The 24939-nt window shown below is 67.3% G+C and carries 27 protein-coding genes and 1 tRNA gene; 16 read left to right on the top strand and 12 right to left on the bottom strand.

Features of this window, described 5'->3' with window-relative positions; genetic code table 11:
* Positions 1-52 precede the first annotated feature (52 nt).
* Both ACZ5PP_RS18635 and ACZ5PP_RS18630 read left to right on the top strand, forming a co-directional pair.
* The gene (locus tag ACZ5PP_RS18635; RefSeq protein ID WP_464826443.1) at positions 53-520 is read left to right on the top strand and encodes a hypothetical protein; all 468 of its coding nucleotides are present in this window, start codon (positions 53-55) and stop codon (positions 518-520) included.
* A 59-nt stretch (positions 521-579) separates the two neighbouring features.
* Positions 580-894 carry a hypothetical protein gene (locus ACZ5PP_RS18630; protein ID WP_464826442.1) on the top strand — a complete coding sequence of 105 codons (315 nt, stop codon included), beginning with the start codon at positions 580-582 and terminating at the stop codon, positions 892-894.
* A gap of 90 nt (positions 895-984) precedes the next feature.
* On the opposite strand, the gene ACZ5PP_RS18625 is transcribed toward ACZ5PP_RS18630, so the two are convergent.
* Both ACZ5PP_RS18625 and ACZ5PP_RS18620 read right to left on the bottom strand, forming a co-directional pair.
* On the bottom strand, positions 985-1428 hold the full coding sequence (locus ACZ5PP_RS18625) for a hypothetical protein (RefSeq protein ID WP_464826441.1): 444 nt from the start codon (positions 1426-1428) through the stop codon (positions 985-987).
* Between the two features lie 254 nt (positions 1429-1682).
* Positions 1683-1758, bottom strand: a tRNA-Thr gene (locus ACZ5PP_RS18620).
* A 488-nt stretch (positions 1759-2246) separates the two neighbouring features.
* On the opposite strand from ACZ5PP_RS18620, the gene ACZ5PP_RS18615 reads away from it, so the two are divergent.
* The 8 genes from ACZ5PP_RS18615 to ACZ5PP_RS18580 all read left to right on the top strand — a co-directional run bounded on the left by ACZ5PP_RS18615 (position 2247) and on the right by ACZ5PP_RS18580 (position 10667).
* Positions 2247-3029, top strand: coding sequence for a sulfite exporter TauE/SafE family protein (locus tag ACZ5PP_RS18615; RefSeq protein ID WP_004310247.1), 783 nt, complete (start codon positions 2247-2249; stop codon positions 3027-3029).
* A gap of 8 nt (positions 3030-3037) precedes the next feature.
* Entirely contained in the window at positions 3038-4021 is a 984-nt protein-coding gene (locus tag ACZ5PP_RS18610) for a DMT family transporter (RefSeq protein ID WP_464826440.1), read from the top strand.
* A 102-nt stretch (positions 4022-4123) separates the two neighbouring features.
* On the top strand, positions 4124-5059 hold the full coding sequence (locus ACZ5PP_RS18605) for a nucleoside recognition domain-containing protein (RefSeq protein ID WP_004310243.1): 936 nt from the start codon (positions 4124-4126) through the stop codon (positions 5057-5059).
* A gap of 84 nt (positions 5060-5143) precedes the next feature.
* A complete protein-coding gene (locus tag ACZ5PP_RS18600; protein ID WP_004310242.1) occupies positions 5144-5509 on the top strand; it encodes a CidA/LrgA family protein in 366 nt (121 codons plus the stop codon).
* A complete protein-coding gene (locus ACZ5PP_RS18595; protein WP_004310240.1) occupies positions 5506-6240 on the top strand; it encodes an LrgB family protein in 735 nt (244 codons plus the stop codon). Before ACZ5PP_RS18600 ends, ACZ5PP_RS18595 begins: the two co-directional genes overlap by 4 nt.
* A gap of 72 nt (positions 6241-6312) precedes the next feature.
* Positions 6313-7938: an MFS transporter gene (locus ACZ5PP_RS18590; protein ID WP_464826439.1), complete on the top strand. Its 1626-nt coding sequence runs from the start codon at positions 6313-6315 to the stop codon at positions 7936-7938.
* Between the two features lie 358 nt (positions 7939-8296).
* Positions 8297-10351 carry an elongation factor G gene (fusA, locus tag ACZ5PP_RS18585; protein WP_464826438.1) on the top strand — a complete coding sequence of 685 codons (2055 nt, stop codon included), beginning with the start codon at positions 8297-8299 and terminating at the stop codon, positions 10349-10351.
* Between the two features lie 55 nt (positions 10352-10406).
* The gene (locus ACZ5PP_RS18580; protein WP_004310234.1) at positions 10407-10667 is read left to right on the top strand and encodes a DUF4212 domain-containing protein; all 261 of its coding nucleotides are present in this window, start codon (positions 10407-10409) and stop codon (positions 10665-10667) included.
* Positions 10668-10702: 35 nt separating this feature from the next.
* On the opposite strand, the gene ACZ5PP_RS18575 is transcribed toward ACZ5PP_RS18580, so the two are convergent.
* From ACZ5PP_RS18575 to icd, 4 genes are all read right to left on the bottom strand, one after another.
* Complete coding sequence (locus tag ACZ5PP_RS18575; RefSeq protein ID WP_004310233.1) at positions 10703-11086, bottom strand: hypothetical protein; 384 nt, start codon at positions 11084-11086, stop codon at positions 10703-10705.
* 151 nt (positions 11087-11237) lie between these two features.
* A complete protein-coding gene (locus ACZ5PP_RS18570) occupies positions 11238-13094 on the bottom strand; it encodes a sodium:solute symporter family protein (protein ID WP_004310231.1) in 1857 nt (618 codons plus the stop codon).
* Between the two features lie 7 nt (positions 13095-13101).
* A complete protein-coding gene (locus ACZ5PP_RS18565; RefSeq protein WP_004310229.1) occupies positions 13102-13362 on the bottom strand; it encodes a DUF4212 domain-containing protein in 261 nt (86 codons plus the stop codon).
* A gap of 229 nt (positions 13363-13591) precedes the next feature.
* Positions 13592-14836, bottom strand: a complete 1245-nt coding sequence (gene icd, locus ACZ5PP_RS18560) for an NADP-dependent isocitrate dehydrogenase (protein WP_273422146.1) — start codon at positions 14834-14836, stop codon at positions 13592-13594.
* A gap of 288 nt (positions 14837-15124) precedes the next feature.
* Here icd and aceK point away from each other — a divergent pair, with 288 nt between their 5' ends.
* The gene (aceK, locus tag ACZ5PP_RS18555) at positions 15125-16894 is read left to right on the top strand and encodes a bifunctional isocitrate dehydrogenase kinase/phosphatase (protein ID WP_464826437.1); all 1770 of its coding nucleotides are present in this window, start codon (positions 15125-15127) and stop codon (positions 16892-16894) included.
* Positions 16895-16924: 30 nt separating this feature from the next.
* Here the strand turns inward: aceK and soxZ are convergent, their stop codons facing one another.
* From soxZ to coaBC, 5 genes are all read right to left on the bottom strand, one after another.
* Entirely contained in the window at positions 16925-17248 is a 324-nt protein-coding gene (gene soxZ, locus ACZ5PP_RS18550) for a thiosulfate oxidation carrier complex protein SoxZ (RefSeq protein ID WP_012584939.1), read from the bottom strand.
* Between the two features lie 27 nt (positions 17249-17275).
* A complete protein-coding gene (soxY, locus tag ACZ5PP_RS18545) occupies positions 17276-17740 on the bottom strand; it encodes a thiosulfate oxidation carrier protein SoxY (RefSeq protein ID WP_012584938.1) in 465 nt (154 codons plus the stop codon).
* Positions 17741-17979: 239 nt separating this feature from the next.
* Positions 17980-18420 carry an NUDIX hydrolase gene (locus ACZ5PP_RS18540; protein ID WP_012584937.1) on the bottom strand — a complete coding sequence of 147 codons (441 nt, stop codon included), beginning with the start codon at positions 18418-18420 and terminating at the stop codon, positions 17980-17982.
* Positions 18420-18869, bottom strand: coding sequence for a dUTP diphosphatase (gene dut, locus ACZ5PP_RS18535; protein ID WP_004310222.1), 450 nt, complete (start codon positions 18867-18869; stop codon positions 18420-18422). The genes ACZ5PP_RS18540 and dut overlap by 1 nt, the downstream gene beginning before the upstream one ends.
* A 59-nt stretch (positions 18870-18928) precedes the next feature.
* Complete coding sequence (gene coaBC / locus ACZ5PP_RS18530; RefSeq protein ID WP_464826436.1) at positions 18929-20125, bottom strand: bifunctional phosphopantothenoylcysteine decarboxylase/phosphopantothenate--cysteine ligase CoaBC; 1197 nt, start codon at positions 20123-20125, stop codon at positions 18929-18931.
* Between the two features lie 78 nt (positions 20126-20203).
* On the opposite strand from coaBC, the gene radC reads away from it, so the two are divergent.
* The 3 genes from radC (at position 20204) to rpmG (ending at position 21458) form a co-directional block, all read left to right on the top strand.
* Entirely contained in the window at positions 20204-20881 is a 678-nt protein-coding gene (gene radC / locus ACZ5PP_RS18525; protein WP_004321243.1) for a RadC family protein, read from the top strand.
* 147 nt (positions 20882-21028) lie between these two features.
* The gene (rpmB, locus tag ACZ5PP_RS18520; protein WP_002924478.1) at positions 21029-21265 is read left to right on the top strand and encodes a 50S ribosomal protein L28; all 237 of its coding nucleotides are present in this window, start codon (positions 21029-21031) and stop codon (positions 21263-21265) included.
* Between the two features lie 25 nt (positions 21266-21290).
* Positions 21291-21458 (top strand): 50S ribosomal protein L33, encoded by a 168-nt coding sequence (rpmG, locus tag ACZ5PP_RS18515; protein ID WP_004321245.1) that lies wholly within the window; start codon positions 21291-21293, stop codon positions 21456-21458.
* Between the two features lie 141 nt (positions 21459-21599).
* Here the strand turns inward: rpmG and ACZ5PP_RS18510 are convergent, their stop codons facing one another.
* Positions 21600-21803 carry a cold-shock protein gene (locus ACZ5PP_RS18510; RefSeq protein WP_004321247.1) on the bottom strand — a complete coding sequence of 68 codons (204 nt, stop codon included), beginning with the start codon at positions 21801-21803 and terminating at the stop codon, positions 21600-21602.
* Positions 21804-22191: 388 nt separating this feature from the next.
* On the opposite strand from ACZ5PP_RS18510, the gene clpS reads away from it, so the two are divergent.
* A complete protein-coding gene (clpS, locus tag ACZ5PP_RS18505) occupies positions 22192-22500 on the top strand; it encodes an ATP-dependent Clp protease adapter ClpS (protein WP_004321249.1) in 309 nt (102 codons plus the stop codon).
* A complete protein-coding gene (gene clpA / locus ACZ5PP_RS18500; protein ID WP_273422134.1) occupies positions 22501-24774 on the top strand; it encodes an ATP-dependent Clp protease ATP-binding subunit ClpA in 2274 nt (757 codons plus the stop codon). It abuts the gene before it with no gap.
* The last annotated feature ends 165 nt before the right edge of the window (positions 24775-24939 follow it).

The following is a 24939-nucleotide window of genomic DNA, read 5'->3' as shown; positions in this document are numbered from 1 at the left end:
CGGGCTGGAATCACGACCTAATGACCTCACACCCCAACCACAGGAGCGTGAGATGAACCTGCAAGAGATGAGCACCAAGGACCTGCTGGCCCTGCACAACCAGATCGCCGACAAGGCTGCTGGACCCAAGACCTTTGCGACCCGAGGCAAGCTGGTGGCGCGGATCGAGTCGATCGTCGAGGCCAAGAACATCAACCTCGCGTCGTTCGGGCAGCACGCAGAGCCCGAGGTGACCGAGCCGCATGCACAGCCGCAGGCCGACGCCGCCGAGACGACCGAGGCCCCGACAGAGACCGAGAAGAAGCCCAGCGGCAAGGGCATCGGCCGACTCGCCCACGAGCTGCTGATGGACCCTGCAGGCTACCCGCACGCCGTCATCGCGGCGATGGTCAACGCGCAGATCGAGGGCGCGCAGGCATCCGCCAAGTCGGTCAGGTGGTACGCCCACGACATGCGCAAGAAGGGCGCCGCGGTGCCCGAGCGTCAGCGCGCCGAGCGCGGGGAGGACGAGCCTTGCTGAAGTCGCGCCCCAAGATCAGACCCCGACGCGTGAGGGTCCGACGCTCGGCGGGCGGGGACGTGTTCGTCATCCGCGTGGCCGACTTCCCCGAGGGCGACAGGACGGGCGACGCCGCGCTGGCATGGCGCGAGGCGTGGTTCCACAAATGGGTGTGCCTGCCCGACCTGCTCGACGAGCCGGGTCCGTTCGACCTCGCCGTCGAGGAGTGCGCCGTGCCCGTGCCGCCGGAGATTGGGTGGGACGACGAGGCGTGCGCGACCCTCATGCGCCCGACGCTGCTCAAGCGAGACCTCACCCTCGGCCAGCTCGGCGGCGCCGTCCTGCGCTACCTGAGGAAGAGCCGCGGCCCGCTGGCCGTGGACATTCCTCTATGACGCGTGCCCCCGCCGTGCATGGAAAAGGGCCACCTCGACGGTGGCCCTTTTGTTTCATGCCCTTGGGCTCGATGGCCCGCTGACATCGGATCAGGCGGTCGCTTCTTCGAACTCCTCCTCGCGTGGCAGCGACTCGCGCACCTGCTCATAGCGTTCGACCGCGACGCTCCACATGACCTGAGCCACCATCTCGGACTCAAGGCGGTCCAGCCCCTTCTCAACCTGCAAGTAGCGACGCGGGGCGTTCTCGGGCCAGTCGGCTCCGAGGGCTGCATGCAGGCGCATGTAGACGACGTACCGCGGGATGTCGCCATTCGGGTCCAAGCCCTCCTGTGCTGCCTCCCAGCCAATGTCGGTGCCGACGGCGTGACGGAACTCGTAGGGTGCCTCCTCGTCGTCGAGGGGATAGGAAACATCGGGCTCGCACAGCGCCTGCCACGCAGCCACGGCGCGCACGCCGCGAGACGAGGTCAGCTCCTCGAAGAGGATGGTCAGGTCATCGCGGGCGGCTTCGATCAGGTTGTTGACGTTCATTTCATTTGCTCCAAGAGTTAAGGGGTTTGGAGCGCCCGAACGAGGTGGCCAGACCCCGCCGAGCGCTCCGTTTGGTAGCGCGCTGGAGTGAAGTCTGAGCGTGTGTCAACGAAAAAAATATCATCATTTGCATCGGCGCATGGGCGATGCAAATAGGCCCGCATTCGTTTGTTGACGCGGGAGAAGGCGGCGTGTTGGAGAAGGGCCGGAAAGCAAAAAGGCCACCCGGTTAGGGGTGGCCTTTTCACATCAAGTGGTGCCGGAGATAGGAGTCGAACCTACGACCTTCGCATTACGAATGCGCTGCTCTACCAACTGAGCTACACCGGCTAAAACCGAAACTTGTTCAAACTGTGTTCGTTCGTCACTGCGGCTGCGCCGCTGGGACTCCCGAAGCCTTGTACTGCTTGCCTTTTAGTCCAGACTGCCTAGAGCAACGTTCCGATTACGAATGCGCTGCTCTACCAACTGAGCTACACCGGCCAAGGGCGCGCATCTTAACCCAGCGCGAAGGGCGCGGCAACACCGCATGCGGCCCGCCGGGGCGGGCGGATCACCGGGGGAGGTGGCGGCAGACGCGAGGGCGCGAAGCATCGGGGAGAACCCGTATTCGATAGAAAATTCTTCTCCCACACCTACATTTTGCTATTTGCCTCCATTAGAATGCGCGCCAATTCAGGGCGGAGGAGACCAGCCCGAGCAAGAACGCAGCGCCACGGGGGTGCGCCCCCGTGGCAGCCGCGCCATTTGCGGGCCGGCCGCACTCCGGCACGGACCACGCCTGTCGACCCAGCCCTCCCCGACGTCCCGCCCTCCACATGTCCGGCCTCACCCTCTTCGAGATCGCCCTCATCGGGGCCGCCGCATTCGCCGCAGGCGCGGTGAACTCGGTCGCCGGCGGCGGCACCTTCTTCTCCTTCCCCGCCTTGCTCGCGATCGGCGTGCCGCCGGTGGTGGCCAACGCGAGCAACTCGGTCTCGCTGTGGCCGGGCAGCCTTGCCGGCGCATGGGCGTTCCGGCGCGAGCTCAAGCGCTTCTCGCGCAGCCTGCCGATGCTCTCGGTGATCGCCTTCGTCGGCGGCATCGGCGGCGGCCTGCTGCTGCTGGCCACTTCCAATGCCGCGTTCGCGCAGTTGATCCCCTGGTTGCTGCTGCTTGCCACCGTATTGTTCGCCTTCAGCGCGCAGATCTCCGCGCTGGTGAAAAAATGGAAGCCATCTCCGGAAGGGGTCGACGAACGCCATATCGGCCCGGGCGGCTACGTATTCCAGCTCGCGGTTTCCCTTTATGGCGGCTTCTTCGGCGCCGGCATGGGCATCCTGATGATCGCCGCGCTCGCCATCCAGGGCTTCAAGGACGTGCACGAGATCAACGCGCTGAAGAACTGGCTGTCTGCGGTGATCTACAGCGTCGCGGTGGCAACCTTCGTGATCGCCGACGCGGTGTCGTGGCCGCACACGCTGGTCATGCTGGTGACCGCGACGATCGGCGGCTACTGGGGTGCGGCGGTGGCGCGCAAGCTGCCGGCGCTGTGGCTGCGCCGCTTCATCATCGCGGTCGGCGGCGTGCTCACCGTCTACTATTTCGGCAAGACGCTCTGAGCGCGCCGATGCTCGCCGGTCTCTCCGCCGCGCTCGGCGCGGGCCTGCTCTGGGGCCTGGTGTTCCTCACCCCGCTGCTGCTCGCCGACTACCCGCCCTTCATGCTCGCGATCGGGCGCTACCTCGCCTTCGGCGTGCTCGCGCTCGGGCTGGCGTGGTTCGATCGCGCGGCGCTCACCCGCCTCACGCGCGCGGACTGGATCGAGGCGGTCAAGCTCGCGCTGGTCGGCAACCTGGTCTACTACGCCACGTTGGCGAGCGCGATCCAGCTCGCCGGCGGGCCGGTGCCGACCCTGATCATCGGCACCCTGCCAGTGGTGATCGCGATCACCGCGAACCTGCTCGACCGCCACCACGGCGGCGGCGAGGACAGCGCGCCGTGGATCCGCCTCGCAGCACCGCTGGCGCTCATCCTCGGCGGCCTGTTCGCGGTGCATTCGGCGAGCGCGCACGCACTGCCCGCCGACGCCTCCGCCGACTACCTGCTGGGCATCGGCTTCGGGCTGTGCGCGCTCGCCTGCTGGACCTGGTATCCGATCCGCAACAGCCGCTGGCTGCGCGCACGCGGTGCCGGGCTGTCGCGCGCATGGGCGACCGCGCAGGGGCTGGCGACGCTGCCGGTGGCGATCGTCGCCGGCATCGGCTACTGGCTGTGGGACACCCGGCTCGCGCCCGGCGGAGCGGGCTTCGCCTGGCCGCTCGGGCCGCGCCCCGAGGCCTTCGTCGGCATGTGCATCCTGCTCGGCCTGGCCGCGTCCTGGCTCGGCACCCTGCTGTGGAACCGCGCCAGCCACCTGCTGCCGGCCGCACTGGTGGGCCAGCTGATCGTGTTCGAGACGCTCGCCGCGCTGCTCTACGCCTTCCTGTGGTACGGACGCTGGCCGGGCATGGCCGAGAGCGCGGGGATCGCGCTGCTGATCGCCGGGGTGCTCGGCGGCGTGCGGGTGTTCCGCCCGGGCGCTGCACGCCCCGCAGTGGACGGGACTGCGTAGCGGAGCATCGGCGGTGGCCGTGCTGCCGGCTTGCACGGGCGTCCCGCCGGACACGGTATCATTCTGTTTTTTGCACTGCAGCAAACCGCTTGCCCACCGCCGATGGACCAACTCACCCGCATCATCCTCGAGGCCGGCCGCTCGGCGGTCGAGCTCTCCCTCTTCGTGCTGCTGCCGATCATGGTGGTGATGCTGTCGCTGATGCGCCTGCTCGAGGCGCGCGGTGTGCTCGACTGGGTGGTCGCCCGCCTGGCGCCGCTGCTGCGCCCGCTCGGGCTCACCGGGCTGGGCGTGTTCGCCGCGCTGCAGATCAACCTGGTGAGCTTCGCCGCGCCGGTGGCCACGCTCACCATGATGGAAGGGCGCGGCGCGTCCGACCGCCACCTCGCCGCCACGCTGGCCATGGTGATGGCGATGGCGCAGGCCAACGTGACTTTCCCGATGGCCTCGATGGGACTCGCCTTCGGGCCGGCGCTGGTGCTGTCGGTGCTCGGCGGACTGGCGGCCGCCGCGGTGACCTACCATGGCTTCGGCCGCGGCCTGTCGGCGGCCGAAGCGCCACTGGACGAGACCCTGCACCACCGCGTCGCCGACGACGCCAAGGGTGTGCTCGACGTCATCAACCGCGCTGGCGCCGAGGCCTTCAAGATCTCGGTCGGCGCGATCCCGATGCTGGTGCTCGCGCTGGTGGCGGTGATGGCGCTGCGCGCAAGCGGCGGCATCGACGCGCTCACCGCGCTGCTCGCCCCGCTGCTGCGCGCGTTCGAGCTCGACCCCGCGCTGATCCTGCTCACGCTCACCAAGTACATCGCTGGCGGCACCGCGATGATGGGCGTGATGGACGAGATGCTGAAGGCGGGCACGACCACCGTCGCCACCCTGAACGCGAGTGCCGGCTTCCTGATCCACCCCTTCGACGTCGCCGGCGTGGCGGTACTGATCTCGGCCGGCCGGCGCGTGGCGGCGGTGTGGAGGCCGGCCGCGCTCGGCGCGATGGTCGGCATCGCGGTGCGCGCGGTCGGCCACGCCCTGCTGTAAGCTCGTTTCGCCTGCCTCCTCCGGCCCCCGTCCGGCGCCCCCGTTCGGCGCCCCATTCCAGTGACTTCGCGAGGGACTCCGACCATGATCGCCGCCCTGACCCTGCTTCTCGTCTTCCAGCTCGTCGGCGAGGTGATCGCGCGCGCGCTGGCGCTGCCGATTCCCGGCCCGGTGATCGGCATGGCCCTGCTCTTCCTCGCGCTGCTCGTGCGCGGCGGTCCGGGCGAGGATCTGCGCCAGACCTCCGGCCAGTTGCTGCAGCACCTGTCGCTGCTGTTCGTGCCGGCGGGCACCGGCATCGTCATCTACGGCGACCGCATCGCCGCCGAATGGCTGCCGCTGGTGGTGGCGCTGTTCCTCAGCACCTTCCTCGCACTGGCGGTGACCGCGCTGGTGCTCCAGGCGCTCACCCACAAGCGCCCGAAGCCGACGACGGAGGCCGGCAAATGAACCCGAACCTCGAGGAAATCTGGGTCTATCTGTCCACCTCGCCACTCCTCGGGCTGACGCTGACCCTGCTCGCCTACCAGGCTGCGTTCTGGATCTACAAGCGCGTCGGCTTCCATCCGATCGCCAACCCGGTGCTGATCAGCGTGGCCATCCTCGCCAGCCTGCTGCTCGCCACCGGTACGCCCTACCAGCGCTATTTCGACGGCGCGCAGTTCGTGCACTTCCTGCTCGGCCCGGCCACGGTCGCGCTGGCGATCCCGCTCCACGCGCAGTGGCCGCGCCTGAAGTCGATGGCCGGCCCGTTGCTGATCGCGCTCGTCGCCGGCTCGCTGACCGCGGCGCTGTCGGCCTGGGGCATCGGCGCCCTGCTCGGCGGCAGCCGCGAATCGCTGATGTCGCTCGCCCCCAAGAGCGTGACCACGCCGATCGCCATGGGCGTGGCCGAGCGCATCGGCGGCCTGCCCTCGCTCACCGCGGTGCTGGTGATCAGCGCCGGCATCATCGGCGCGGTGGCCGGCCGCAGCGTGCTGAATCGCCTGCACATCGGCGATCACGCCGTGCGCGGCTTCGCGATCGGCATCGCCTCGCACGGCATCGGCACCGCGCGCGCCTTCCAGGTCAGCGAGCAGGCGGGCGCCTTCGCCGCGCTGGCGATGGGATTGAACGGACTGATCACCGCGGTGTCCCTGCCCTGGATCATGCCCTGGGTGGAGCGGCTGTTCGCGAGCTGACGGCTGTCCGGGGCGCGCAAGCCGCCAGAACAAACAGAATCCGACACGACCCGACGACGAGGGGCCGACCAAGTGCTGCATGCCATCTACCGCTGGTTCGACCGCAACCTGCTCGAGCTCGGCCGCGAGATGCGGCTCTCCTACCTGCCACCGCTGATGGTGTATTGCGCGGCGGGCGTCTCGGGCCTCACCGGCATCGTCGGCACCTTCTTCGTCAAGGACTACCTCGGCCTGTCGGCTGCCTTCCTCGCCGCACTCGGCTTCTGGGCCGGTATCCCGTGGGCGCTGAAGATGCCGATCGGGCATCTGGTGGACCTGCTGTGGCGCTACAAGGCCGGGCTGGTCTATCTGGGCGCCACGCTGATCGCCGCCAGCCTGCTGGTCATGATCGGGCTCATCGGCAACCCGGATGCGATGCGCGCGGTGATGCCGATCGAGGCCTGGTTCGTGCTGTCGGTGCTGCTGTCGCCGGTGGGCTACGTGATGCAGGACGCGGTGGCCGACGCCATGACGGTCGAGGCCGTGCCGCGGCTGGACGCGCGCGGCGAGCCGATCCCGCCGGAAGCAGTCCGCCTGATGCACACCACCATGCAGATGCTCGGCCGGGTGGCGATCATCGGCGGCACGGTGCTGGTGTCGCTCGCCAACGTGGTGATGTTCCAGGGCTCGGAGGCCCTGCCCGAGGTGGAGAAGGTCTCGATCTACCTGCGCATCTACGAGCTCGCGCTGATCATCCCGCTGCTGTCGGTGAGCGGCGTGCTGCTCGGCGGCTTCCTCAAGCGCCGCGAGGCGAAGCGGCTGGCCGCGCTCGGGCGCAGCCGCGCCGACATCGACCGCCTGCTCCACGATCCGGAAGAGAAGACCACGCCCAACGGGTGGATCCTCGGCGGCAGCGCGGTGTTCGTGGCGCTGACCATCACTGTCGGGCTGTCCGGCATCGAATACGGCCAGGAGATCATCTTCGCGGCCTCGTTCACCATCATCGGCTTCATGATCAGCCGCCTGCTGCGCGAGCTCTCGCCCGAGGCCGCGCGCACCCTGCTCGGCACGGTGATCATCATCTTCGCCTTCCGCGCCCTGCCCGGCCCGGGCGCGGGCGCGAGCTGGTGGATGATCGACGAGCTCGGCTTCGACCAGAGCTTCCTGTCGCGGCTCGACCTCATCACCAGCGCGCTGACGCTCGCCGGCCTGTTCCTCTTCCGCCGCTTCATGGCCGAGAAGTCGATCGCGCAGATCGTGATCTTCCTCACCGTCACCACCACCGCGCTGTCGCTGCCGATCATCGGCATGTTCCACGGCCTGCACGAATGGACCGCGGCGCACACCGGCGGCGTGGTGGACGCGCGCTTCATCGCCATCGCCAACACCGCGCTCGAGTCGCCGCTCGGCCAGGTGTCGATGGTGCCGATGCTGGCCTGGATCGCGAACTCGGCGCCGCCGCACCTGAAGGCGACCTTCTTCGCGGTGATGGCCTCCTTCACCAACCTCGCGCTGTCGGCCTCGCAGCTCGGCACCAAGTACCTCAACCAGCTCTACACGATCGCGCGCGAGGTCAAGGACGCCGCCACCGGGGCGATCACCACGCCGGCCGACTATGGCGAGCTCGGCGCGCTGCTGGTGACGGTGACCGTGATCGCGCTCATGCTCCCACTCGCGGCCATCCTCTTCACCCGTCTCGCCGGCCTGCGCAGCGCCTGAGCCCACGCGCGGGCCGGAAGGCCGGAGATCGCGACTCGCGTCGCTCCTACGGCGCCGTTCCGGAAACGCGGTGGCCTTCGTACGAGCGTCGCGAGTCGCGATCACGGCGCAGCCCCGGAAGCGCAGCCGCTCTCGTGAGAGCGACGCAAGTCGCGATCGCAGCACCGCCCCGGAAGCGCAGCCGCTCCCGTGGGAGCGACGCAAGTCGCGATACACCGTAGCTCGAACGCGAACGATCCCGCGCGATCGGTTCGCTGCGCCGGCTCCCGCCGACTGCGATCGCCCCGGCGGATTGCCTTCGCACCGCGACAGGCACAGACTTGAGGGCATCCGCATTCAATCGCAAGGGAGGCACACGATGACACCCAGCTCGGTTCACGACATCCGCAACCTGGCCCTCTTCGGCCACGCCGGCAGCGGCAAGACCACCCTCGTCGAGGCCTTGCTCGCCGCCGCCGGCGAGATCGGTGCGCCCGGCAGCGTGGAGCGCGGCGATACGGTCGCGGACTTCGACCCGCAGGAAAAGGCGATGGGCCACTCGCTGCATGCGGCGCTCGTTCACCTGGAGTGGGCGGGCCACTGGATCAACCTGCTCGACACCCCGGGCCTGCCCGACCTGTGCGGCCGCGCCCTGGTCGCGCTACCCGCGGCCGACACCGCCGCGGTGGTGATCAACGCCGCGGCCGGCATCGAGAGCGGCACCCGGCGCATGATGGACGCCGCGAAGGGCAAGTGCCGCATGATCGTGGTCAACAAGATCGACGCCCCGGGCGCCGACCTCGGCGCGCTGATGGACGCCATCGCCGCCACCTTCGGCCGCGAGTGCCTGCCGATCAACCTGCCCGCAGCCGACGGCAGCCGCGTCATCGACTGCTTCTTCGCGCCCGACAGCGCCGCCGCCACCGCCTTCTCCAGCCCTTCGGCCGCGCATGACGCGATCGTCGACCAGGTCGTCGAGCTCGACGAGGCGCTGATGGCGCAGTACCTCGAGCAGGGCGAGTCGCTCGACCCCGAGCAGCTCCACGCCCCCTTCGAGCAGGCCCTGCGCGAGGGCCACCTGGTGCCGGTGTGCTTCGTCTCCGCGCGCAGCGGCGCCGGCGTGCGCGAACTGCTCGACATCCTCGGCAAGCTCGCCCCCGACCCCACCGAAGCCAACGTGCCCGCCTTCCTCAAGGGCGAGGGCACGGCGGCGCAAGCGGTCGAAGTCGCGCTCGATGCCGAGCGCCACGTCGTCGCCCATGTCTTCCAGATCGCCAACGACCCCTACCGCGGCAAGCTCGGCCTGTTCCGGGTGCATCAGGGCCAGGTCACGCCCAACTCGCAGCTCTACATCGGCGACGGCCGCAAGCCCTTCAAGGTCGCCCACCTGCTGCGCATGCAGGGCAAGAACACGGTCGACACCCAACTCGCGGTGCCCGGCGACCTGTGCGCGGTGGCGCGCGTCGACGAGCTGACCCGCGACGCGGTGCTGCACGACTCGCACGACGAGGACTACTACCACCTCGCCCCCGCCGCCTGGCCGCAGCCGGTGTTCGGCCTCGCGCTGATGACACGCAAGCCGGCCGACGAGCAGAAGCTCTCCGAGGCGCTCGCCCGCCTGATGGAAGAGGACCCCTGCCTCGAGGTCAGCTTCGATCCGCGCAACCGCCGCACCGTGGTGCGCGGCCTCGGCGAGCAGCACCTCAAGATCGTGCTCGAGGAGCTTTCCACGCGCTGGAACCTGCAGCTCGACACCGCCACGCCGAGCATCCCCTACCGCGAGACGATCACCGTGGTGGCCGAGGCACGCTACCGCCACAAGAAGCAGAGCGGCGGCGCCGGCCAGTTCGGCGAGGTCGCGCTGCGCGTCGAGCCGCTGCCGCGCGGCGCCGGCATCGAACTGGGCGACGAGGTCAAGGGCGGCACGATCCCGACCAACTTCATGCCCGCGGTCGAGAAGGGCGTGCGCCAGGCGCTCGCCGAGGGCGCGCTCGCGGGCTTCCCGCTGCAGGACCTGCGCGTCGTGGTCACCGATGGCAAGCATCACGCGGTCGACTCGAACGAGGTCTCCTTCGTCACCGCCGGCCGCCATGCCTTGCTCGAAGCCGTGCTGGGCGCGCGTCCGATCCTGCTCGAGCCCCTGCTCGACGTGCAGGTGAAGGTGGCGGATGCGCTCTTCGGCGAGGTGAGCGCGGAGCTCGCCGGCCGCCGCGGGCGCCTGACCGCGACCGACAGCCCGGCGCCGGGGTGGACGCTGATCTCGGCGCGCGTGCCGATGGCTGCGCTGGAAGGCTTCGAGAGCCGGCTGAAGGCGATCTGCGCCGGCGAGAGCGAGTTCGTGCTCGAGGCCGGCGGCCACGAGCCGGCACCGCAGGACGTCCAGGCCGAGCTGGCGCGGGTGTTCTCCCACGGCAACGGCAACGGCAACCACTAGGAAGGCCCGCAGCGCCCGACTCCGCGAGGGGTCGGGCGGGCCGCCTGCGACTGGAATGGAACTCGACGAACGCCAGCGCGCCTACTGGCGCAGCAATCTCCGCCTCACCTTCACGCTGCTCGGCGTGTGGTTCGGCGTGACCTTCGTCGGAGGATATTTCGCCAGCGCGCTCAACACGGTGAGCTTTCTCGGCTTTCCGCTGGGTTTTTATCTGTTCGCCCAAGGGGCGCTGCTGGTGTATCTCGCGATCATCGTGATCTACGTGCTCGCCATGAACCGGCTCGACCGGCGCTACCGCTTCAACAGCCGGCACTAAAGGCCGGCGCCCGCTCGCAGGGCATGCGGCGTACTTCAGTGCTCTGCAGAGGGCTTGCCTTGCTCGACCTTCTTGCGCCGCGGCACGATCGGGTGCGCATGCCGGCCGAGCGCGAAATCCAGGAAGAACTTCATCCAGATCGTCACCCCCGCGCTCGCGGTCCAGGTGTCGAAGTCCATGCTGCCGGTCACGATGCCGAGGATCACGAAGACGATCACCCCACCGCCGATCAGGTTGATCGCAAGCGTGTAGGGCGCATAGCGCTCCGGGTTCGGCGGCGGCATGCCGCCCTTCAGCGCGACCTCGGAGAAATCCCGCCTGAACAGGATCCGCCACGCCCGCCGGAACCAGAAGAAGGCGATCGGGAACAGGGCGAGGAACAGTATCCAGTTGAGGGCGATGCTTGCGTTGAGGATCATTCTCGACTCCAGCATGGGCGGCGAGTCGATCGCCGTCCTGCACGGTACCACTTTCCGGAAATAAAAAGCCCCGCCAATCCGACCGGCGGGGCTCCGTCCGCACCATCCGGCGCGCGCCGGATGGTGCTGCCCGACAGTTGCCGGACGCTGCTTAGTGGGCGCCGTCCACCAGCTTCGAACCGCGCGGGATACGCACCGACTCGACCATGTGCTGGATGTGCTCCGGCGGCTCCTTGGTCACCTTGTCGACCACGACCGCAACGATGAAGTTCACCATCGCACCCACCGCACCGAAGGCTTCCGGCGTGATGCCGAAGAAGCTGTTCGGGCCGCCGATCAGGTCGATGAACTCGGTGCCCTTCACGAAGAAGATGCCCTTGTGCGCGAACACGTAGAACAGCGTGACGAAGAGGCCGGCCAGCATGCCCGCGATCGCGCCTTCCTTGTTCATCTTCTTGGAGAAGATGCCCATCATGATCGCCGGGAACAGCGACGAGGCGGCGATACCGAAGGCCAGCGCGACCGTACCGGCGGCGAAGCCCGGCGGGTTGAGACCGAGGTAGCCGGAGATCACGATCGCCACCGCCATCGAGATCTTGCCCACCAGCAGCTCGTTCTTGTCGCTGATGCTCGGCGCAAACACGTTCTTCACCAGGTCGTGCGACACCGCGGACGAGATCGCCATCAGCAGACCGGCGGCGGTCGACAATGCGGCAGCCAGACCACCCGCGGCGACCAGCGCGATCACCCAGTTGGGCAGCAGCGCGATCTCGGGGTTCGCCATCACCATGATGTCGGCGTTCACCGTGAGCTCGTTGCCCTTCCAACCCGCGGCCGCGGCCTTGGCCTTGGCATCGGCGTCCTTGGTCTTGTCGTTGTAGTACTGGATGCGGCCGTCGCCGTTCTTGTCCTCGAACTTCAGCAGACCGGTCTTCTCCCAACGCTTCATCCACTCGGGGCGCTGCTCGTACTGCAGGCTGGACTCGGTGGCGTACAGGTCGGCGTTGGCCTTGACCGTGGCCGGGTTCACCGCCAGCTTGCCTGCGGCGTTGGTCTCGAGACCGACCGCCGAGTTCACCGTGCCGTGCAGGTTCAGCTTGGCCATCGCGCCGACCGCAGGTGCAGTGGTGTACAGCAGGGCGATGAAGATCAGCGCCCAACCCGCCGAGCTGCGCGCGTCCTTCACCGTCGGAACGGTGAAGAAGCGCATGATGACGTGCGGCAGGCCCGCGGTGCCGATCATCAGCGACAGGGTGTACATGAACATGTTGAGCGTGCTGCCCGGGATCGAGGTCGTGTACTGGTCGAAGCCCAGATCCTTCACGATGAGGTCGAGCTTGGCGAGCAGCGAGACATCGGTGCCGGCCATGGTCGACCCGAGGCCGAGCTGCGGCAGCGGGTTGCCGGTGAGCTGCAGCGAGATGAAGAAGGCCGGCACCAGGTAGGCGGCGATCAGCACGATGTACTGCGCGACCTGGGTGTAGGTGATGCCCTTCATGCCGCCGAACACCGCGTACAGGAACACGATCGCCTGGCCGATGTAGATGCCGGTGTCGCTCGAGACGCCGAGGAAGCGCGAGAAGGCCACGCCGACGCCAGTCATCTGACCGATGATGTAGGTCAGCGACGCGGTCAACAGGCACACCACCGCCACCGTCGAAGCCGTCTTCGAGTAGAAGCGGTCGCCGATGAACTGCGGCACGGTGAACTTGCCGAACTTGCGCAGGTACGGCGCCAGCAACATCGCCAACAGGACGTAGCCGCCGGTCCAGCCCATCAGGAACAGGCCGCCGCCGTAGCCCATGTTGGCGATCAGGCCCGCCATGGAAATGAAGGAAGCCGCCGACATCCAGTCGGCCGCCGTGGCCATGCCGTTGGTGATCGGGTGCACGCTGCCGCCCGCGGCGTAGAACTCGCTGGTGCTGCCGGCGCGCGCCCAGATGGCGATGCCGATGTACAGCGCGAACGAGGCGCCGACCACCAGGTAGGTAACGGTTTGGAGATCCATAATCCTCTTACTCCTCGTGGACGTCGAACTGGCGATCGATGTCGCCCATCTTCTTCGCGTACCAGAAGATCAGCGCGATGTAGATGTAGATCGCGCCTTGGTGGGCGAACCAGAACCCGAGCGGATAGCCTCCCAGCGAGATGCTGTTGAGCGCGGGCGCAAAGAGGATGCCGGCACCGAACGAGACCACGAACCAGATGATCAGGATCTTGGTCAGGAGTCCCAGCGTGGCTTTCCAATAGCCTGAAGCACTGTTGTTTTCCATCATGTCTCCTCGTTATAAGTGAAACACCTGCCACCACACGGGCGAAGGCTGGAGACAGCTCCGGACCATGCAGCAGTGGGGCGATTATAGAAAGATCAGTCTTACTTATCCCTTACAGAGGCGTAAGGAGCGAGGCGCAAGACGCAAGGTACAAGCAAGAAAAAACCCGCCGGCTCCGGGGGGGAGCGGGCGGGTTCGTCACCGCCGGCAGAGGCGCCGGCCGGTTCCGCGCCTACATGCGCGCGATCATCGCGTCGCCGAACTCCGAACACGAGACCTCGTTGGCGCCTTCCATCAGGCGCGCGAAGTCGTAGGTGACCTGCTTGTCGGCGATCGCCGCCTCCATGCCCCGGATCACCAGGTCGGCCGCCTCCTTCCAGCCCAGGTGGCGCAGCATCATCTCTGCAGACAGGATCAGCGAGCCCGGGTTCACCTTGTCCAGCCCGGCGTACTTGGGCGCGGTACCGTGGGTGGCCTCGAAGCAGGCGTACTGGTCGGAGATGTTGGCGCCCGGCGCGATGCCGATGCCGCCCACCTGCGCGGCAAGCGCGTCCGAGATGTAGTCGCCGTTGAGGTTGAGCGTGGCGATCACGTCGTACTCGGCCGGACGCAGCAGGATCTGCTGCAGGAAGGCGTCGGCGATCGCGTCCTTGACGAGGATCTCGCGACCGCTCTTCGGGTTCTTGAACTTGCACCACGGGCCGCCGTCGATCGGCTGCGCGCCGAACTCCTCCTGCGCCACCCTGTAGCCGGTGTCGCGGAACAGGCCCTCGGTGAACTTCATGATGTTGCCCTTGTGCACCAGGGTCACACTCTTGCGGTCGTTGTCGATCGCGTAGTTGATCGCGGCGCGCACGATGCGGGTCGTGCCCTCGATCGACACCGGCTTGATGCCGATGCCCGAGGTCGCCGGGAAGCGGATCTTCCTGACCCCCATCTCGCCCTGCAGAAAGTCGATGACCTTCTTCGCGCCCTCGGACAGCGCCTGCCATTCGATGCCGGCGTAGATGTCCTCGGTGTTCTCGCGGAAGATGACCATGTCGGTCAGCTCGGGCTGCTTGAGCGGGCTGGGCACACCCTTGAAGTAACGCACCGGACGCACGCACTGGTAGAGGTCGAGCTCCTGACGCAGCGCCACGTTGAGCGAGCGGATGCCGCCGCCCACCGGGGTGGTCATCGGGCCCTTGATCGACACCGAGTAGGTCTTCAGTGCGTCGAAGGTCTCCTTCGGCAACCACTCGTCGGGACCGTAGATCTGCGTCGACTTCTCGCCGGCGTAGACCTCCATCCAGTGGATTTTCTTCTTGCCGCCGTAGGCCTTGTCCACCGCCGCGTCGATCACCTTGATCATCACCGGGGTGATGTCGACGCCGATGCCGTCGCCCTCGATGAAGGGGATGATCGGGTTGTCCGGAACGGCCTGCCCCGGGACGATCTTCTGGCCGCCTGCGGGTACCTTGATCTTGGATTCGCTCATGCCTGCTCCCTCCCTCAATGGCCGCGGATGGATTCCACGACGCTGCTGTGGTCGAACTGCCACGGGGACGTCCGTCGGACGACGGACCGGAAGGCTGCGACGGCATGCGGGACACGCTGCATCTCGCCGCACAGCCCCCTATCCGAGGCCGATTATGTCCCAAAGATCCGCAGGTCGAAAGGAAGCGGCGCAGCATGGCTGCGCCGACCGGGACACGGCCGGTGATACCATTTCCGACGTGTTCGACACCGCCGCGGCTGCGACGGCGGGATCCTCCGGAGGGGTTCGATGGACGTGCAGTCGGGAGAAAGCCCGATCGCGCAGGCGATCGCACAGGCGCTGGTGGAAGGCTTCAACAAGCACTACCGCATCTTTCGCGAGACCTCGCGCCGCGCCAAGGAACTCTACGAGGCCGCGCTGTGGCAGAAGCAGCTCGACGCGGTGCGCGAGCGCGTGCAGTTCTACGACGACCGCGTCGACGAGACGGTGCAGCGACTGCACGACGAGTTCGACGCCGACTCCCTCGACGACAGCACCTGGCAGCAGGTCAAGCTGCAGTTCATCGGCATGCTGATCAACCACCGCCAGCCCGAGCTCGCCGAGACCTTCTTCAACTCGGTCACCACCAAGATCCTGCACCGCAGCTACTTCAACAACGACTACCTGTTCGCGCGCCCGGCGATCTCCACCGAATACATCGAGTCCTACCCGCCGGTGTACTCGAGCTACTACCCGCGCGACCGCGGCCTGCGCGCCACCGTCCGGCGCATCGTCGAGGACTTCGACTGGCAGCGCAGCTTCGAGGATCTCGACCGCGACGTCGACTTCGTGCTGCGCGCGGCGCGGGCCCACCTCGGCGAGTGGCCGGCGATGGAGGTCAACTGCCAGATCCAGGTGCTGTACTCGGCCTTCTATCGCAACAAGACCGCCTACATCATCGGCAAGACGGTCAATGGCTACCAGGAAAGCCCGTTCGCGATCGCGGTGCGCCACAACGAACGCGGCCTGCTCCACCTCGACGCGCTGATCCTCGACCCGTGGCGGATCTCGGTGCTGTTCTCGCTGTCGCGCGCCTACTTCCTGGTCGACATGGAGGTGCCCTCGGGCTACGTGCAGTTCCTGCGCTCGATCATGCCCAACAAGCCGAGGAGCGAGCTATACACCATGCTCGGCCTGGGCAAGCAGGGCAAGACCATGTTCTTCCGCGACCTGGTCTCGCACCTGCGCCACTCCAACGACCAGTTCATCATCGCACCGGGCATCCGCGGCCTGGTGATGCTGGTGTTCACGCTGCCCTCCTTCCCCTACGTGTTCAAGATCATCAAGGACGTTTTCGGCGCCTCGAAGAACATGGACCGCGCCACGGTCAAGCGCAAGTACCTGATGGTCAAGCACGTCGACCGCGTCGGGCGCATGGCGGACACGCTGGAGTTCTCCTACGCGGCGCTGCCGCTGGCGCGCTTCCACCCCGAACTGCTGGAAGAGCTGCGCACGCTCGCACCGTCCTCGTTCGAGATCGACGGTGACAAGGTGATCATCAAGCATCTCTACATCGAGCGCCGCATGATCCCGCTCAACCTCCACCTGGAAAAGGCGAGCGAACCGGAGTTGGAAGAGGCGGTCAAGGAGTACGGCAACGCCATCCGCGAGCTCGCCATCGCCAACATCTTCCCCGGCGACATGCTGTGGAAGAACTTCGGCGTCACGCGCTACGGTCGCGTCGTGTTCTACGACTACGACGAGATCGAGTACATGACCGACATGAACTTCCGCAAGATCCCGCCCGCGCCCTACGAGGAGATGGAGATGTCGGGCGAGCCGTGGTACTCGGCCGGGCCGATGGACGTCTTCCCGGAGGAGTTCGCCACCTTCCTGCTCGGCGTGCCGCGGGTGCGCAAGGCCTTCCTCAAGCACCACCGCGACCTGCTCGCGCCGCAGTTCTGGCAGGAAGCGCAGCGGCGCATCCGCGAGGGCTACGTCGAGGACTTCTTCCCCTACCCGGTCGAGCTGCGCTTCTGCAAGCTCTTTCCGCCGGCCGCGGGCGCAGCTTCAAGCTGAGCGCCTGCCCGGGAGCCGGCCGGCAAGCGCTCAGGCCGGCGCGCCGGCGATCACCGCCTCGTCGCTGCGGCTGTCGCCGCGGCTATCGACCCAGCGCGCCACCAGGCGATCGCCCGCGGCCGCCCCCTTGAAACGGAAGCGCAGGAAGGGGTTGGCCGAAACGGATGGGCCGAAGTCGGCGCCGAAGACGAGGCGTTCGCCGTGGTGGACCTCCAGCCGGGTGATGAAGTGCGCGGGGATGATCGCGCCCTTGTCGTCCTTGCGCTGGCCGCTCTCCATCGGATGGGGGACCTGCATGCGGACGTCGGCGACGCCGTCGCGGACGTCCGCGCGGATGCGCATCGGGTTTGTCATGGAGTCGCTCTCCTGTGCCGGCGCGGCTCAGCCGCAGCCGCTGATGGTGACGATGACCGCCTTGCGGGCGATGTGGAAGCGGCCGTTTGCCCGCACCAGCGCGACCACGTCGGCGCTCTGCGCCATTTTCAGCCGGGTGATCACCTCGGGCTGGGTGCCCTCCGGGATGGAGAACACCGCGGCAAGCGGGAAGGGATTCTTCTCGACCAGGATCGCGATGCGGTCGGTGCCGGGCAGGCGGCTCTTCACCTCGACCGAGACGGCGTTGGCGACCTCGGCGATGTCGGGGGCGGCGAGACTCAGCTCGGCGCTCGCACTGGCCTCCTGCGCCCCCAGCGCGGCGAGCGCCGCGTTCAGCTCGCGGGCGTCGAAACCGGGCCGCGCGGCGGCGGCCTGCGCCTGCGCGGGCGAGATCAGACCGGCGGTGGCAAGCAGGCCCAGCACGCCCAAGCCCCCGACGGCATGCAGCAATTGTCTTCGTTTTTGGTCCATCCGGCTCTCCTGCAGGGTTCGCATGGCGGCAGCGCGTGGCCGCCGCGTGCGGCAATACTCGCACACCCGGGACCGCTCTGGCGCAGCGCAGCATCGTCCATCCGGCGAGCACGCCGTCGCGCGTCGAGCGCGGCTTGGCGGGCTTCCGGTCGAAATCGACGCCGAGCGCGAGCACGTCCTCCGGCGCGAGACCCGCCGCCACACTCGCCATGGCGTCGCTCCTGCGCACAGCGTGGCGGCTACGCGGTGCCCGCCTCCTTCCAACCGAGCTCCAGGATCCACGGCGCCGGGCCGGCCGCGAGCGCGGCGCGCACGTACTCGACCGTACGCTCGGGCAGGGCCCCGGGCGCGTGCCATTCGAGGCGATCGCACTTGTGCGGCTCGAGGATGGCGGGCTCGCCACTGAAGCGCTCCGCGGCGAGGAAGAAGTCGATGCGATTGGTGTCCGAGCGCCGATGGACGACACCCAGCCAGGCCAGCTCGCCCTCCTCGACCTCCAGCCCGGTCTCCTCGCGCAGCTCGCGCCGCGCCGCCGCGCGCACCGACTCGCCCGGCTCCACGTGTCCCCCGGGCAGGCTGAAGAGGCCGTCGAAGAAACCCGTTCCGGCACGGCGCATCAGCAGCACGCGGCCCTCGCGCCGGCACAGCACATGGACGCCGGTAGGAATCCCTGCGTGCATCAGTGCTTGCCCGTGCTGCCGAAGCCGTCCGCCCCGCGCGAGCTCTGCTCGAAGCCCTCGACGAAGTTGAAGCCGACCTGCAGCACCGGCACCACCACGAGCTGGGCGATGCGCTCCATCGGCTCGATGGTGAAGCTCGCGCGCCCACGGTTCCACACCGAGACGAAGATCTGCCCCTGGTAGTCGGAGTCGATCAGCCCGATTAGGTTGCCGAGAACGATGCCGTGCTTGTGGCCGAGCCCGGAGCGTGGCAGCACCATCGCCGCCAGCCCCGGGTCGGAAAGATGGATCGCGAGGCCGCTCGGCACCAGCGTGGTCTCGCCCGGGTGCAGGGTGATCGGGCCGGGCAGACAGGCGCGCAGGTCGAGCCCCGCGGCGCCCTCCGTGGCGTAGGCGGGGGGATGGGTCTTGAGGCGCTCGTCGAGCAGCTTGACGTCGATTCGGTGCATGTCGGCTCTCCTTGCCGGCGGGCGGCGCGTGCCGGCCCAGCCTGTCGTTGCGTTTGCGCTCAGCGCCCGCGGGCCGGCAGCAGGCCGGCGAGGTGGGCGACGATGCCGCGCGCCACCTCGGCCTTGGCCGCACGCGGCAGCGGGTGGCGGCCGGCGTCGTCGTAGAGGATCACGGTGTTGTCGTCGCCGCCCATGCCGTCGCTGACCAGGTTGCCGACCAGCATCGGCAGCCGCTTGTTGCGTCGCTTGCCCTCGGCGTAGGCGTCGAGGTCGCGGCTCTCGGCGGCGAAACCGACGCAGAAAGGCGCGTCGGCATGTGCGGCCACCTCGGCAAGGATGTCCGGGTTGGGGGTCAGCGCGATGTTCATGGTATCGGCGGACTTTTTCAGCTTGTGTTCGGCACTCGCCAGCGGCCGGTAATCGGCCACCGCGGCCACGCCGATGAAGACGTCCGCACCCGGCAGCGCGTGGAGCACCGCGTCACGCATCTCCAGCGCGCTGGTCACGCTCACGCGCCTCACCTCGGCCGGCACCGGCAGGCTCACCGGTCCGCTCACCAGCACCACCTCCGCGCCCGCCTGGGCGCAGGCGCGCGCGAGCGCGTAGCCCATCTTGCCCGAGCTGATGTTGGTGATGCCGCGCACCGGATCGAGCGCCTCGAAGGTCGGCCCGGCGGTGAGCACGACCTTGCGTCCGGCGAGCAGCTTGGGCACGAAGAAGCCCTCGAGGCGTTCGAGCAGCTCCTCCGCCTCGAGCATGCGCCCCATGCCGACCTCGCCGCAGGCCTGGTCGCCCGCCGCGGGACCGAACACGGCGACGCCGTCGGCGCGGATCTGCGCGACGTTGCGCTGCGTCGGCGGCGATTCCCACATCTGGCGGTTCATCGCCGGGGCGACGATCAGCGGCACGGCGCGCGCCAGGCAAAGCGTGCTGAGCAGGTCGTCGGCGTGGCCATGAGCGAGGCGGGCAAGTAAATCTGCGGTCGCCGGGGCGACGAGGATGGCATCGGCGTCGCGGCCGAGATCGATGTGCGCCATGTGGTTGGGCATGCGCGCATCCCACAGGTCGGACCACACCGGATTGCCCGACAGCGCCTGGTAGGTCACCGGGGTCACGAAGCGCGCCCCGCCCTCGCTCAGCACCACGTGTACCTCGGCGCCGGCCTTGCCGAGCAGGCGCACCAGCTCGGCCGACTTGTACGCGGCGATGCCACCGCCAACCCCGAGGACGATCTTGCGATTGCTCAACATGCTCATGACGATGAACTATACTCCGCGATGGATCGATGCATTCTGGATAGGCCGACAGGCCACGACGAGGGAGGCGGACACGCGATGGCGATCACCGACTGGCCTGCGGACGAACGTCCGCGCGAGAAGCTCCTCGCCCGCGGCGCCGCGGCGCTGTCCGACGCGGAGCTGCTGGCGATCTTCCTGCGCGTGGGCATCCGCGGGCAGAGCGCGGTCGACCTCGCCCGCGCGCTGCTGTCCCGCTTCGGCACCCTGACCCGCATGTGCGGCGCCGACGCGAACGAGTTCGCCGCGGTACCTGGCATGGGGCTGGCGAAGTATGCCCAACTGCAGGCGGTCATGGAACTGTCGCGGCGGGCACTCGCCGAGACGCTGGTTGCACGCCCGCTGTTCGATTCACCCCAGGTCGTACGCGACTGGCTGCGCCTGCGCCTCGGACACCTGCCCCACGAGACCTTCTGCGTGCTGCTGCTCGACGCACGCCACTGCCTGATCGAGGCGGTGGATCTCTTCCGCGGCACGCTCACGCAGACCTCGGTGTATCCTCGCGAGGTGGTCAAGCTCGCCCTCGCGCGCAACGCCGCGGCCGTGATCCTCGCCCACAACCATCCCTCCGGTGCCGCCGAGCCGAGCACCGCCGACGAGCTGCTCACGCGTGCGCTGAAGGACGCTCTCGGCCTGGTCGACGTGCGCGTGCTCGATCATTTCGTGGTGCCGGCGCACGGTCATCCGGTATCATTCGCCGAACGCGGCCTGCTTTGAGGTTCCGCCCGCCCTTCCGCTCCGGCCCCGGACCCTGCCTGGCATTCCACCCTGCGAACACGACGAAGGTACGCGGGGCTTGCCTCGACCGCGCTTCTTGCATTATCCTCGCACGTTTTCCGCAATCAGAATTCCCTGGAGCATCGTATGGCTCGCGTCTGCCAAGTGACCGGTAAAGCACCGATGGTGGGAAATAACGTTTCCCACGCCAACAACAAGACCAAGCGTCGTTTCCTGCCCAACCTGCAGAGCCGCCGCTTCTGGAGCGAAGGCGAGAACCGCTGGATCCGCCTGCGCGTGTCCAACGCGGGTCTGCGCACGATCGACAAGAAAGGCATCGACGTCGTCGTTGCCGAGCTTCGCGCCCGTGGCGAGAAGCTGTAAGCAACCGAACTGAACGGAGAAGGCCATGGCCAAGGGCATCCGCGAAAAGATCAAACTGGAGTCGACCGCCGGTACGGGTCACTTCTACACCACCTCGAAGAACAAGCGCACCACACCCGGGAAGCTCGAGTTCAGCAAGTACGACCCGGTCGCGCGCAAGCACGTGCCGTACAAGGAAGTGAAGCTGAAGTGATTTGGCGCGGCGGTTGCACGCAACCGCCCGGCAGAACGCGGCAGCTCCAGAAAACCGGAAGGGCCATCGGAAGATCCGATGGCCCTTCTGTTTTTTCGCCCGCCACCGGCAGTGGCGGGCACGATCACATGCGCCGCGGAATCACGCGCGCTGGATGTTCGAGGCCTGTTTGCCCTTGGGACCCTGGGTGACGTCGAAGGAGACCTTCTCGCCTTCCTTCAGGCTCTTGAAACCGCTCATCGTGATGGCGGAGAAATGTGCGAACAGGTCTTCACTTCCATCATCCGGCGTGATGAAACCGAAACCCTTGGAATCGTTGAACCACTTCACGGTACCAGTTGCCATATTGCTTGGATCCTTCAAGGTTGCTTGTTACACCGCGGCCTTCGCAAACCGCGGTCGTGTGGGCGCTGACAGGGACCAAAACCACCTCCGGAAGCCCCTCGGGATCAGGCTCGAGCCGGCGCTCGCCTTCTTTTTTACGCATTCGGCACGGCAGCGTCAACGGGATTTCGCGCGGTTTCGATCGCGCAGCGCAACATGAATGCGCACGGACCCACCCCCATCCCGAGCGCGATTTCGCGCCTGGCGCGGAGATGCGTTCATGCCGCAGCGCAAGAAGCCTGTTTCGGGCAGTGCGCGCCAAACCACACTCTGCATGGGGTTTTCCCGGGACTCGACGCGCACACGAAGCGCGTGTTGCACTCTGCTTCGACTTCATTAGAATGATTTTATGGGCACCCGAAAACAAGACGATCTGGTCCTGGAAGCCAAGCGGACGCGCACGCGCCCGCCCCCGCTCTTCAAGGTCATGCTGTTGAACGACGACTACACGCCGATGGATTTCGTCATCGTCGTCCTGCAGAAATATTTCGGCATGGATCGCGAACGTGCCACGCGAGTCATGCTCCAAGTCCACAGAGAGGGCATGGGGGTATGCGGCGTCTTTCCCAGGGACATCGCCACGACCAAGGTGGAGCAGGTCACCTCGTTTGCTCGTCAGCATCAACATCCGCTGGCATGCGTGATGGAGGAAAATTGAATGATCGCGCAAGAGCTTGAAGTCAGCCTGCACATGGCTTTCGTCGAGGCACGGCAGAAGCGCCACGAGTTCATCACCGTGGAGCATCTTCTGCTTGCCCTGCTGGACAACCCTTCCGCCGCCCAGGTGCTGAAGGCGTGTGCCGCCAACATCGACGAGTTGCGTCGCGAACTGACCGGTTTCATCGAAGAACACACCCCGCGCATCGAAGGCACGGACGAGATCGACACCCAGCCCACGCTGGGCTTCCAGCGCGTGATCCAGCGCGCGATCCTGCATGTGCAGTCCTCGGGCAAGAAGGAGGTCACCGGCGCAAACGTGCTGGTGGCGATCTTCGGCGAGAAGGACTCGCACGCGGTGTATTACCTGCAGAAGCAGAACATCTCGCGTCTCGACGTGGTGAACTTCATCTCCCACGGCATCGCCAAGGCGCCGCCCCAGGGCAACCCGCCGCAGGGTCGCAGCGAACCCGAGCAGGGCGAGCAGGAGCAGGAAGAGAAGTCCTCCGGCGGTGCGCTGGAGAGCTACACGCAGAACCTCAACCAGCAGGCGCTGGTCGGCAAGATCGACCCGTTGATCGGCCGCGAGAAGGAGGTCGAGCGTGTCATCCAGACCCTGTGCCGCCGGCGCAAGAACAACCCGCTGCTGGTCGGCGAGGCCGGCGTGGGCAAGACCGCGATTGCCGAAGGCCTTGCGCGTCGCATCGTCGAGGGCCGCGTGCCCGAGATCCTCGAGAACGCGCAGGTGTTCGCGCTCGACATGGGTGCGCTGCTCGCCGGCACCAAGTACCGCGGCGATTTCGAGCAGCGCCTCAAGGCCGTGCTCAAGCAGCTCATCGAGAACCCGAACGCGATCCTCTTCATCGACGAGATCCACACCCTGATCGGCGCCGGTGCGGCCTCGGGCGGCACGCTGGATGCGTCCAACCTGCTCAAGCCGGCGCTGTCCTCGGGCCAGTTGAAGTGCATCGGCGCGACCACCTACAACGAGTTTCGCCAGATTTTCGAGAAGGACCACGCGCTCTCGAGGCGCTTCCAGAAGATCGACGTGGTGGAGCCCTCGGTGGCCGAGACCGTCGAGATCCTCAAGGGGCTCAAGAGCCGCTTCGAGGAGCACCACGGCATCAAGTACAGCAGCTCTGCACTCTCCAGCGCGGCGGAGCTGTCGGCCAAGTACATCAACGACCGCCACCTGCCCGACAAGGCGATCGACGTCATCGACGAGGCCGGGGCGGCGCAGCGCATCCTGCCCAAGTCCAAACAGAAGAAGACCATCGGCAAGAACGAGATCGAGGAGATCGTTGCCAAGATCGCCCGCATCCCGCCGCGCACCGTGTCCAACGACGACAAGGCCGCGCTGAAGACGCTCGAGCGCGATCTCAAGAACGTGGTGTTCGGCCAGAATGCCGCGATCGAGGCGCTTGCCAAGGCGATCAAGATGTCGCGCTCCGGGCTCGGCAACCCGCAGAAGCCGATCGGCTCCTTCCTGTTCTCCGGCCCCACCGGCGTCGGAAAGACCGAGGTCGCCCGCCAGCTTGCCTACACGCTGGGCATCGAGCTGGTGCGCTTCGACATGTCCGAATACATGGAACGGCACGCAGTCAGCCGCCTGATCGGCGCGCCCCCGGGCTACGTCGGCTTCGACCAGGGCGGCCTGCTCACCGAGCAGATCACCAAGAAGCCGCACAGCGTGCTGCTGCTCGACGAGATCGAGAAGGCACATCCGGACATCTACAACATCCTGCTGCAGGTCATGGACCACGGCACGCTGACCGACAACAACGGCCGCCAGGCGGACTTCCGCAACGTGATCATCATCATGACCACCAACGCGGGCGCCGAAGCGATGCAGAAGTCGGTGATCGGCTTCTCGGCCAAGCGCGAGCCGGGCGACGAGATGGACGACATCAAGCGCCTGTTCACGCCGGAGTTCCGCAACCGGCTGGATGCGATGATCTCGTTCAAGGCGCTCGACAACGAGGTCATCCTGCGCGTGGTGGACAAGTTCCTGATGCAGCTCGAGGCCCAGTTGCACGAGAAGAAGGTCGAGGCCCACTTCAGCGACGAGCTCAAGGCCTGGCTGGCCGAGAAGGGCTTCGATCCGCTGATGGGCGCGCGCCCGATGGCCCGTCTGATCCAGGACACCATCCGCTCGGCACTGGCCGACGAGTTGTTGTTCGGGCGGCTCGTCAATGGCGGCAAGGTGACCATCGACCTCGACGAGGACGACAAGGTGAAGCTGGTGTTCGAGGAGACGGAAGCGGCCACGGCCTGATTCCGCCCCTTCCTCGCAAGACGGCATGCCGGCGGAAACGCGGCATGCCGTTTTTCATGGCCGCCCCACCCGCCCGGCGGAGTCCCCCCTGGCCACGTCGTTTATCATGCCTGCTCCCGCGCCGACCATCCGGCGCATCGCCACACTTCTTTCTCGAGGAGCCCG

Source organism: Thauera sp. DNT-1, assembly GCF_055393985.1.
Note: the sequence above shows the minus strand (reverse complement) of the source record. Positions and strands in the feature narration are given on the sequence as shown.

What these genes read in the sequence shown, in the direction of transcription:
- ACZ5PP_RS18635 (WP_464826443.1), top strand. Translation starts at nt 53, where the DNA reads ATGAACCTGCAAGAGATGAGCACCAAGGACCTGCTGGCCCTGCACAAC.
- ACZ5PP_RS18625 (WP_464826441.1), bottom strand. Translation starts at nt 1,428, where the DNA reads ATGAACGTCAACAACCTGATCGAAGCCGCCCGCGATGACCTGACCATC.
- ACZ5PP_RS18615 (WP_004310247.1), top strand. Translation starts at nt 2,247, where the DNA reads ATGTCCGGCCTCACCCTCTTCGAGATCGCCCTCATCGGGGCCGCCGCA.
- ACZ5PP_RS18610 (WP_464826440.1), top strand. Translation starts at nt 3,038, where the DNA reads ATGCTCGCCGGTCTCTCCGCCGCGCTCGGCGCGGGCCTGCTCTGGGGC.
- ACZ5PP_RS18605 (WP_004310243.1), top strand. Translation starts at nt 4,124, where the DNA reads ATGGACCAACTCACCCGCATCATCCTCGAGGCCGGCCGCTCGGCGGTC.
- ACZ5PP_RS18600 (WP_004310242.1), top strand. Translation starts at nt 5,144, where the DNA reads ATGATCGCCGCCCTGACCCTGCTTCTCGTCTTCCAGCTCGTCGGCGAG.
- ACZ5PP_RS18595 (WP_004310240.1), top strand. Translation starts at nt 5,506, where the DNA reads ATGAACCCGAACCTCGAGGAAATCTGGGTCTATCTGTCCACCTCGCCA.
- fusA (WP_464826438.1), top strand. Translation starts at nt 8,297, where the DNA reads ATGACACCCAGCTCGGTTCACGACATCCGCAACCTGGCCCTCTTCGGC.
- ACZ5PP_RS18580 (WP_004310234.1), top strand. Translation starts at nt 10,407, where the DNA reads ATGGAACTCGACGAACGCCAGCGCGCCTACTGGCGCAGCAATCTCCGC.
- ACZ5PP_RS18575 (WP_004310233.1), bottom strand. Translation starts at nt 11,086, where the DNA reads ATGATCCTCAACGCAAGCATCGCCCTCAACTGGATACTGTTCCTCGCC.
- ACZ5PP_RS18570 (WP_004310231.1), bottom strand. Translation starts at nt 13,094, where the DNA reads ATGGATCTCCAAACCGTTACCTACCTGGTGGTCGGCGCCTCGTTCGCG.
- ACZ5PP_RS18565 (WP_004310229.1), bottom strand. Translation starts at nt 13,362, where the DNA reads ATGATGGAAAACAACAGTGCTTCAGGCTATTGGAAAGCCACGCTGGGA.
- icd (WP_273422146.1), bottom strand. Translation starts at nt 14,836, where the DNA reads ATGAGCGAATCCAAGATCAAGGTACCCGCAGGCGGCCAGAAGATCGTC.
- aceK (WP_464826437.1), top strand. Translation starts at nt 15,125, where the DNA reads ATGGACGTGCAGTCGGGAGAAAGCCCGATCGCGCAGGCGATCGCACAG.
- soxZ (WP_012584939.1), bottom strand. Translation starts at nt 17,248, where the DNA reads ATGACAAACCCGATGCGCATCCGCGCGGACGTCCGCGACGGCGTCGCC.
- soxY (WP_012584938.1), bottom strand. Translation starts at nt 17,740, where the DNA reads ATGGACCAAAAACGAAGACAATTGCTGCATGCCGTCGGGGGCTTGGGC.
- ACZ5PP_RS18540 (WP_012584937.1), bottom strand. Translation starts at nt 18,420, where the DNA reads ATGCACGCAGGGATTCCTACCGGCGTCCATGTGCTGTGCCGGCGCGAG.
- dut (WP_004310222.1), bottom strand. Translation starts at nt 18,869, where the DNA reads ATGCACCGAATCGACGTCAAGCTGCTCGACGAGCGCCTCAAGACCCAT.
- coaBC (WP_464826436.1), bottom strand. Translation starts at nt 20,125, where the DNA reads ATGAGCATGTTGAGCAATCGCAAGATCGTCCTCGGGGTTGGCGGTGGC.
- radC (WP_004321243.1), top strand. Translation starts at nt 20,204, where the DNA reads ATGGCGATCACCGACTGGCCTGCGGACGAACGTCCGCGCGAGAAGCTC.
- rpmB (WP_002924478.1), top strand. Translation starts at nt 21,029, where the DNA reads ATGGCTCGCGTCTGCCAAGTGACCGGTAAAGCACCGATGGTGGGAAAT.
- rpmG (WP_004321245.1), top strand. Translation starts at nt 21,291, where the DNA reads ATGGCCAAGGGCATCCGCGAAAAGATCAAACTGGAGTCGACCGCCGGT.
- ACZ5PP_RS18510 (WP_004321247.1), bottom strand. Translation starts at nt 21,803, where the DNA reads ATGGCAACTGGTACCGTGAAGTGGTTCAACGATTCCAAGGGTTTCGGT.
- clpS (WP_004321249.1), top strand. Translation starts at nt 22,192, where the DNA reads ATGGGCACCCGAAAACAAGACGATCTGGTCCTGGAAGCCAAGCGGACG.
- clpA (WP_273422134.1), top strand. Translation starts at nt 22,501, where the DNA reads ATGATCGCGCAAGAGCTTGAAGTCAGCCTGCACATGGCTTTCGTCGAG.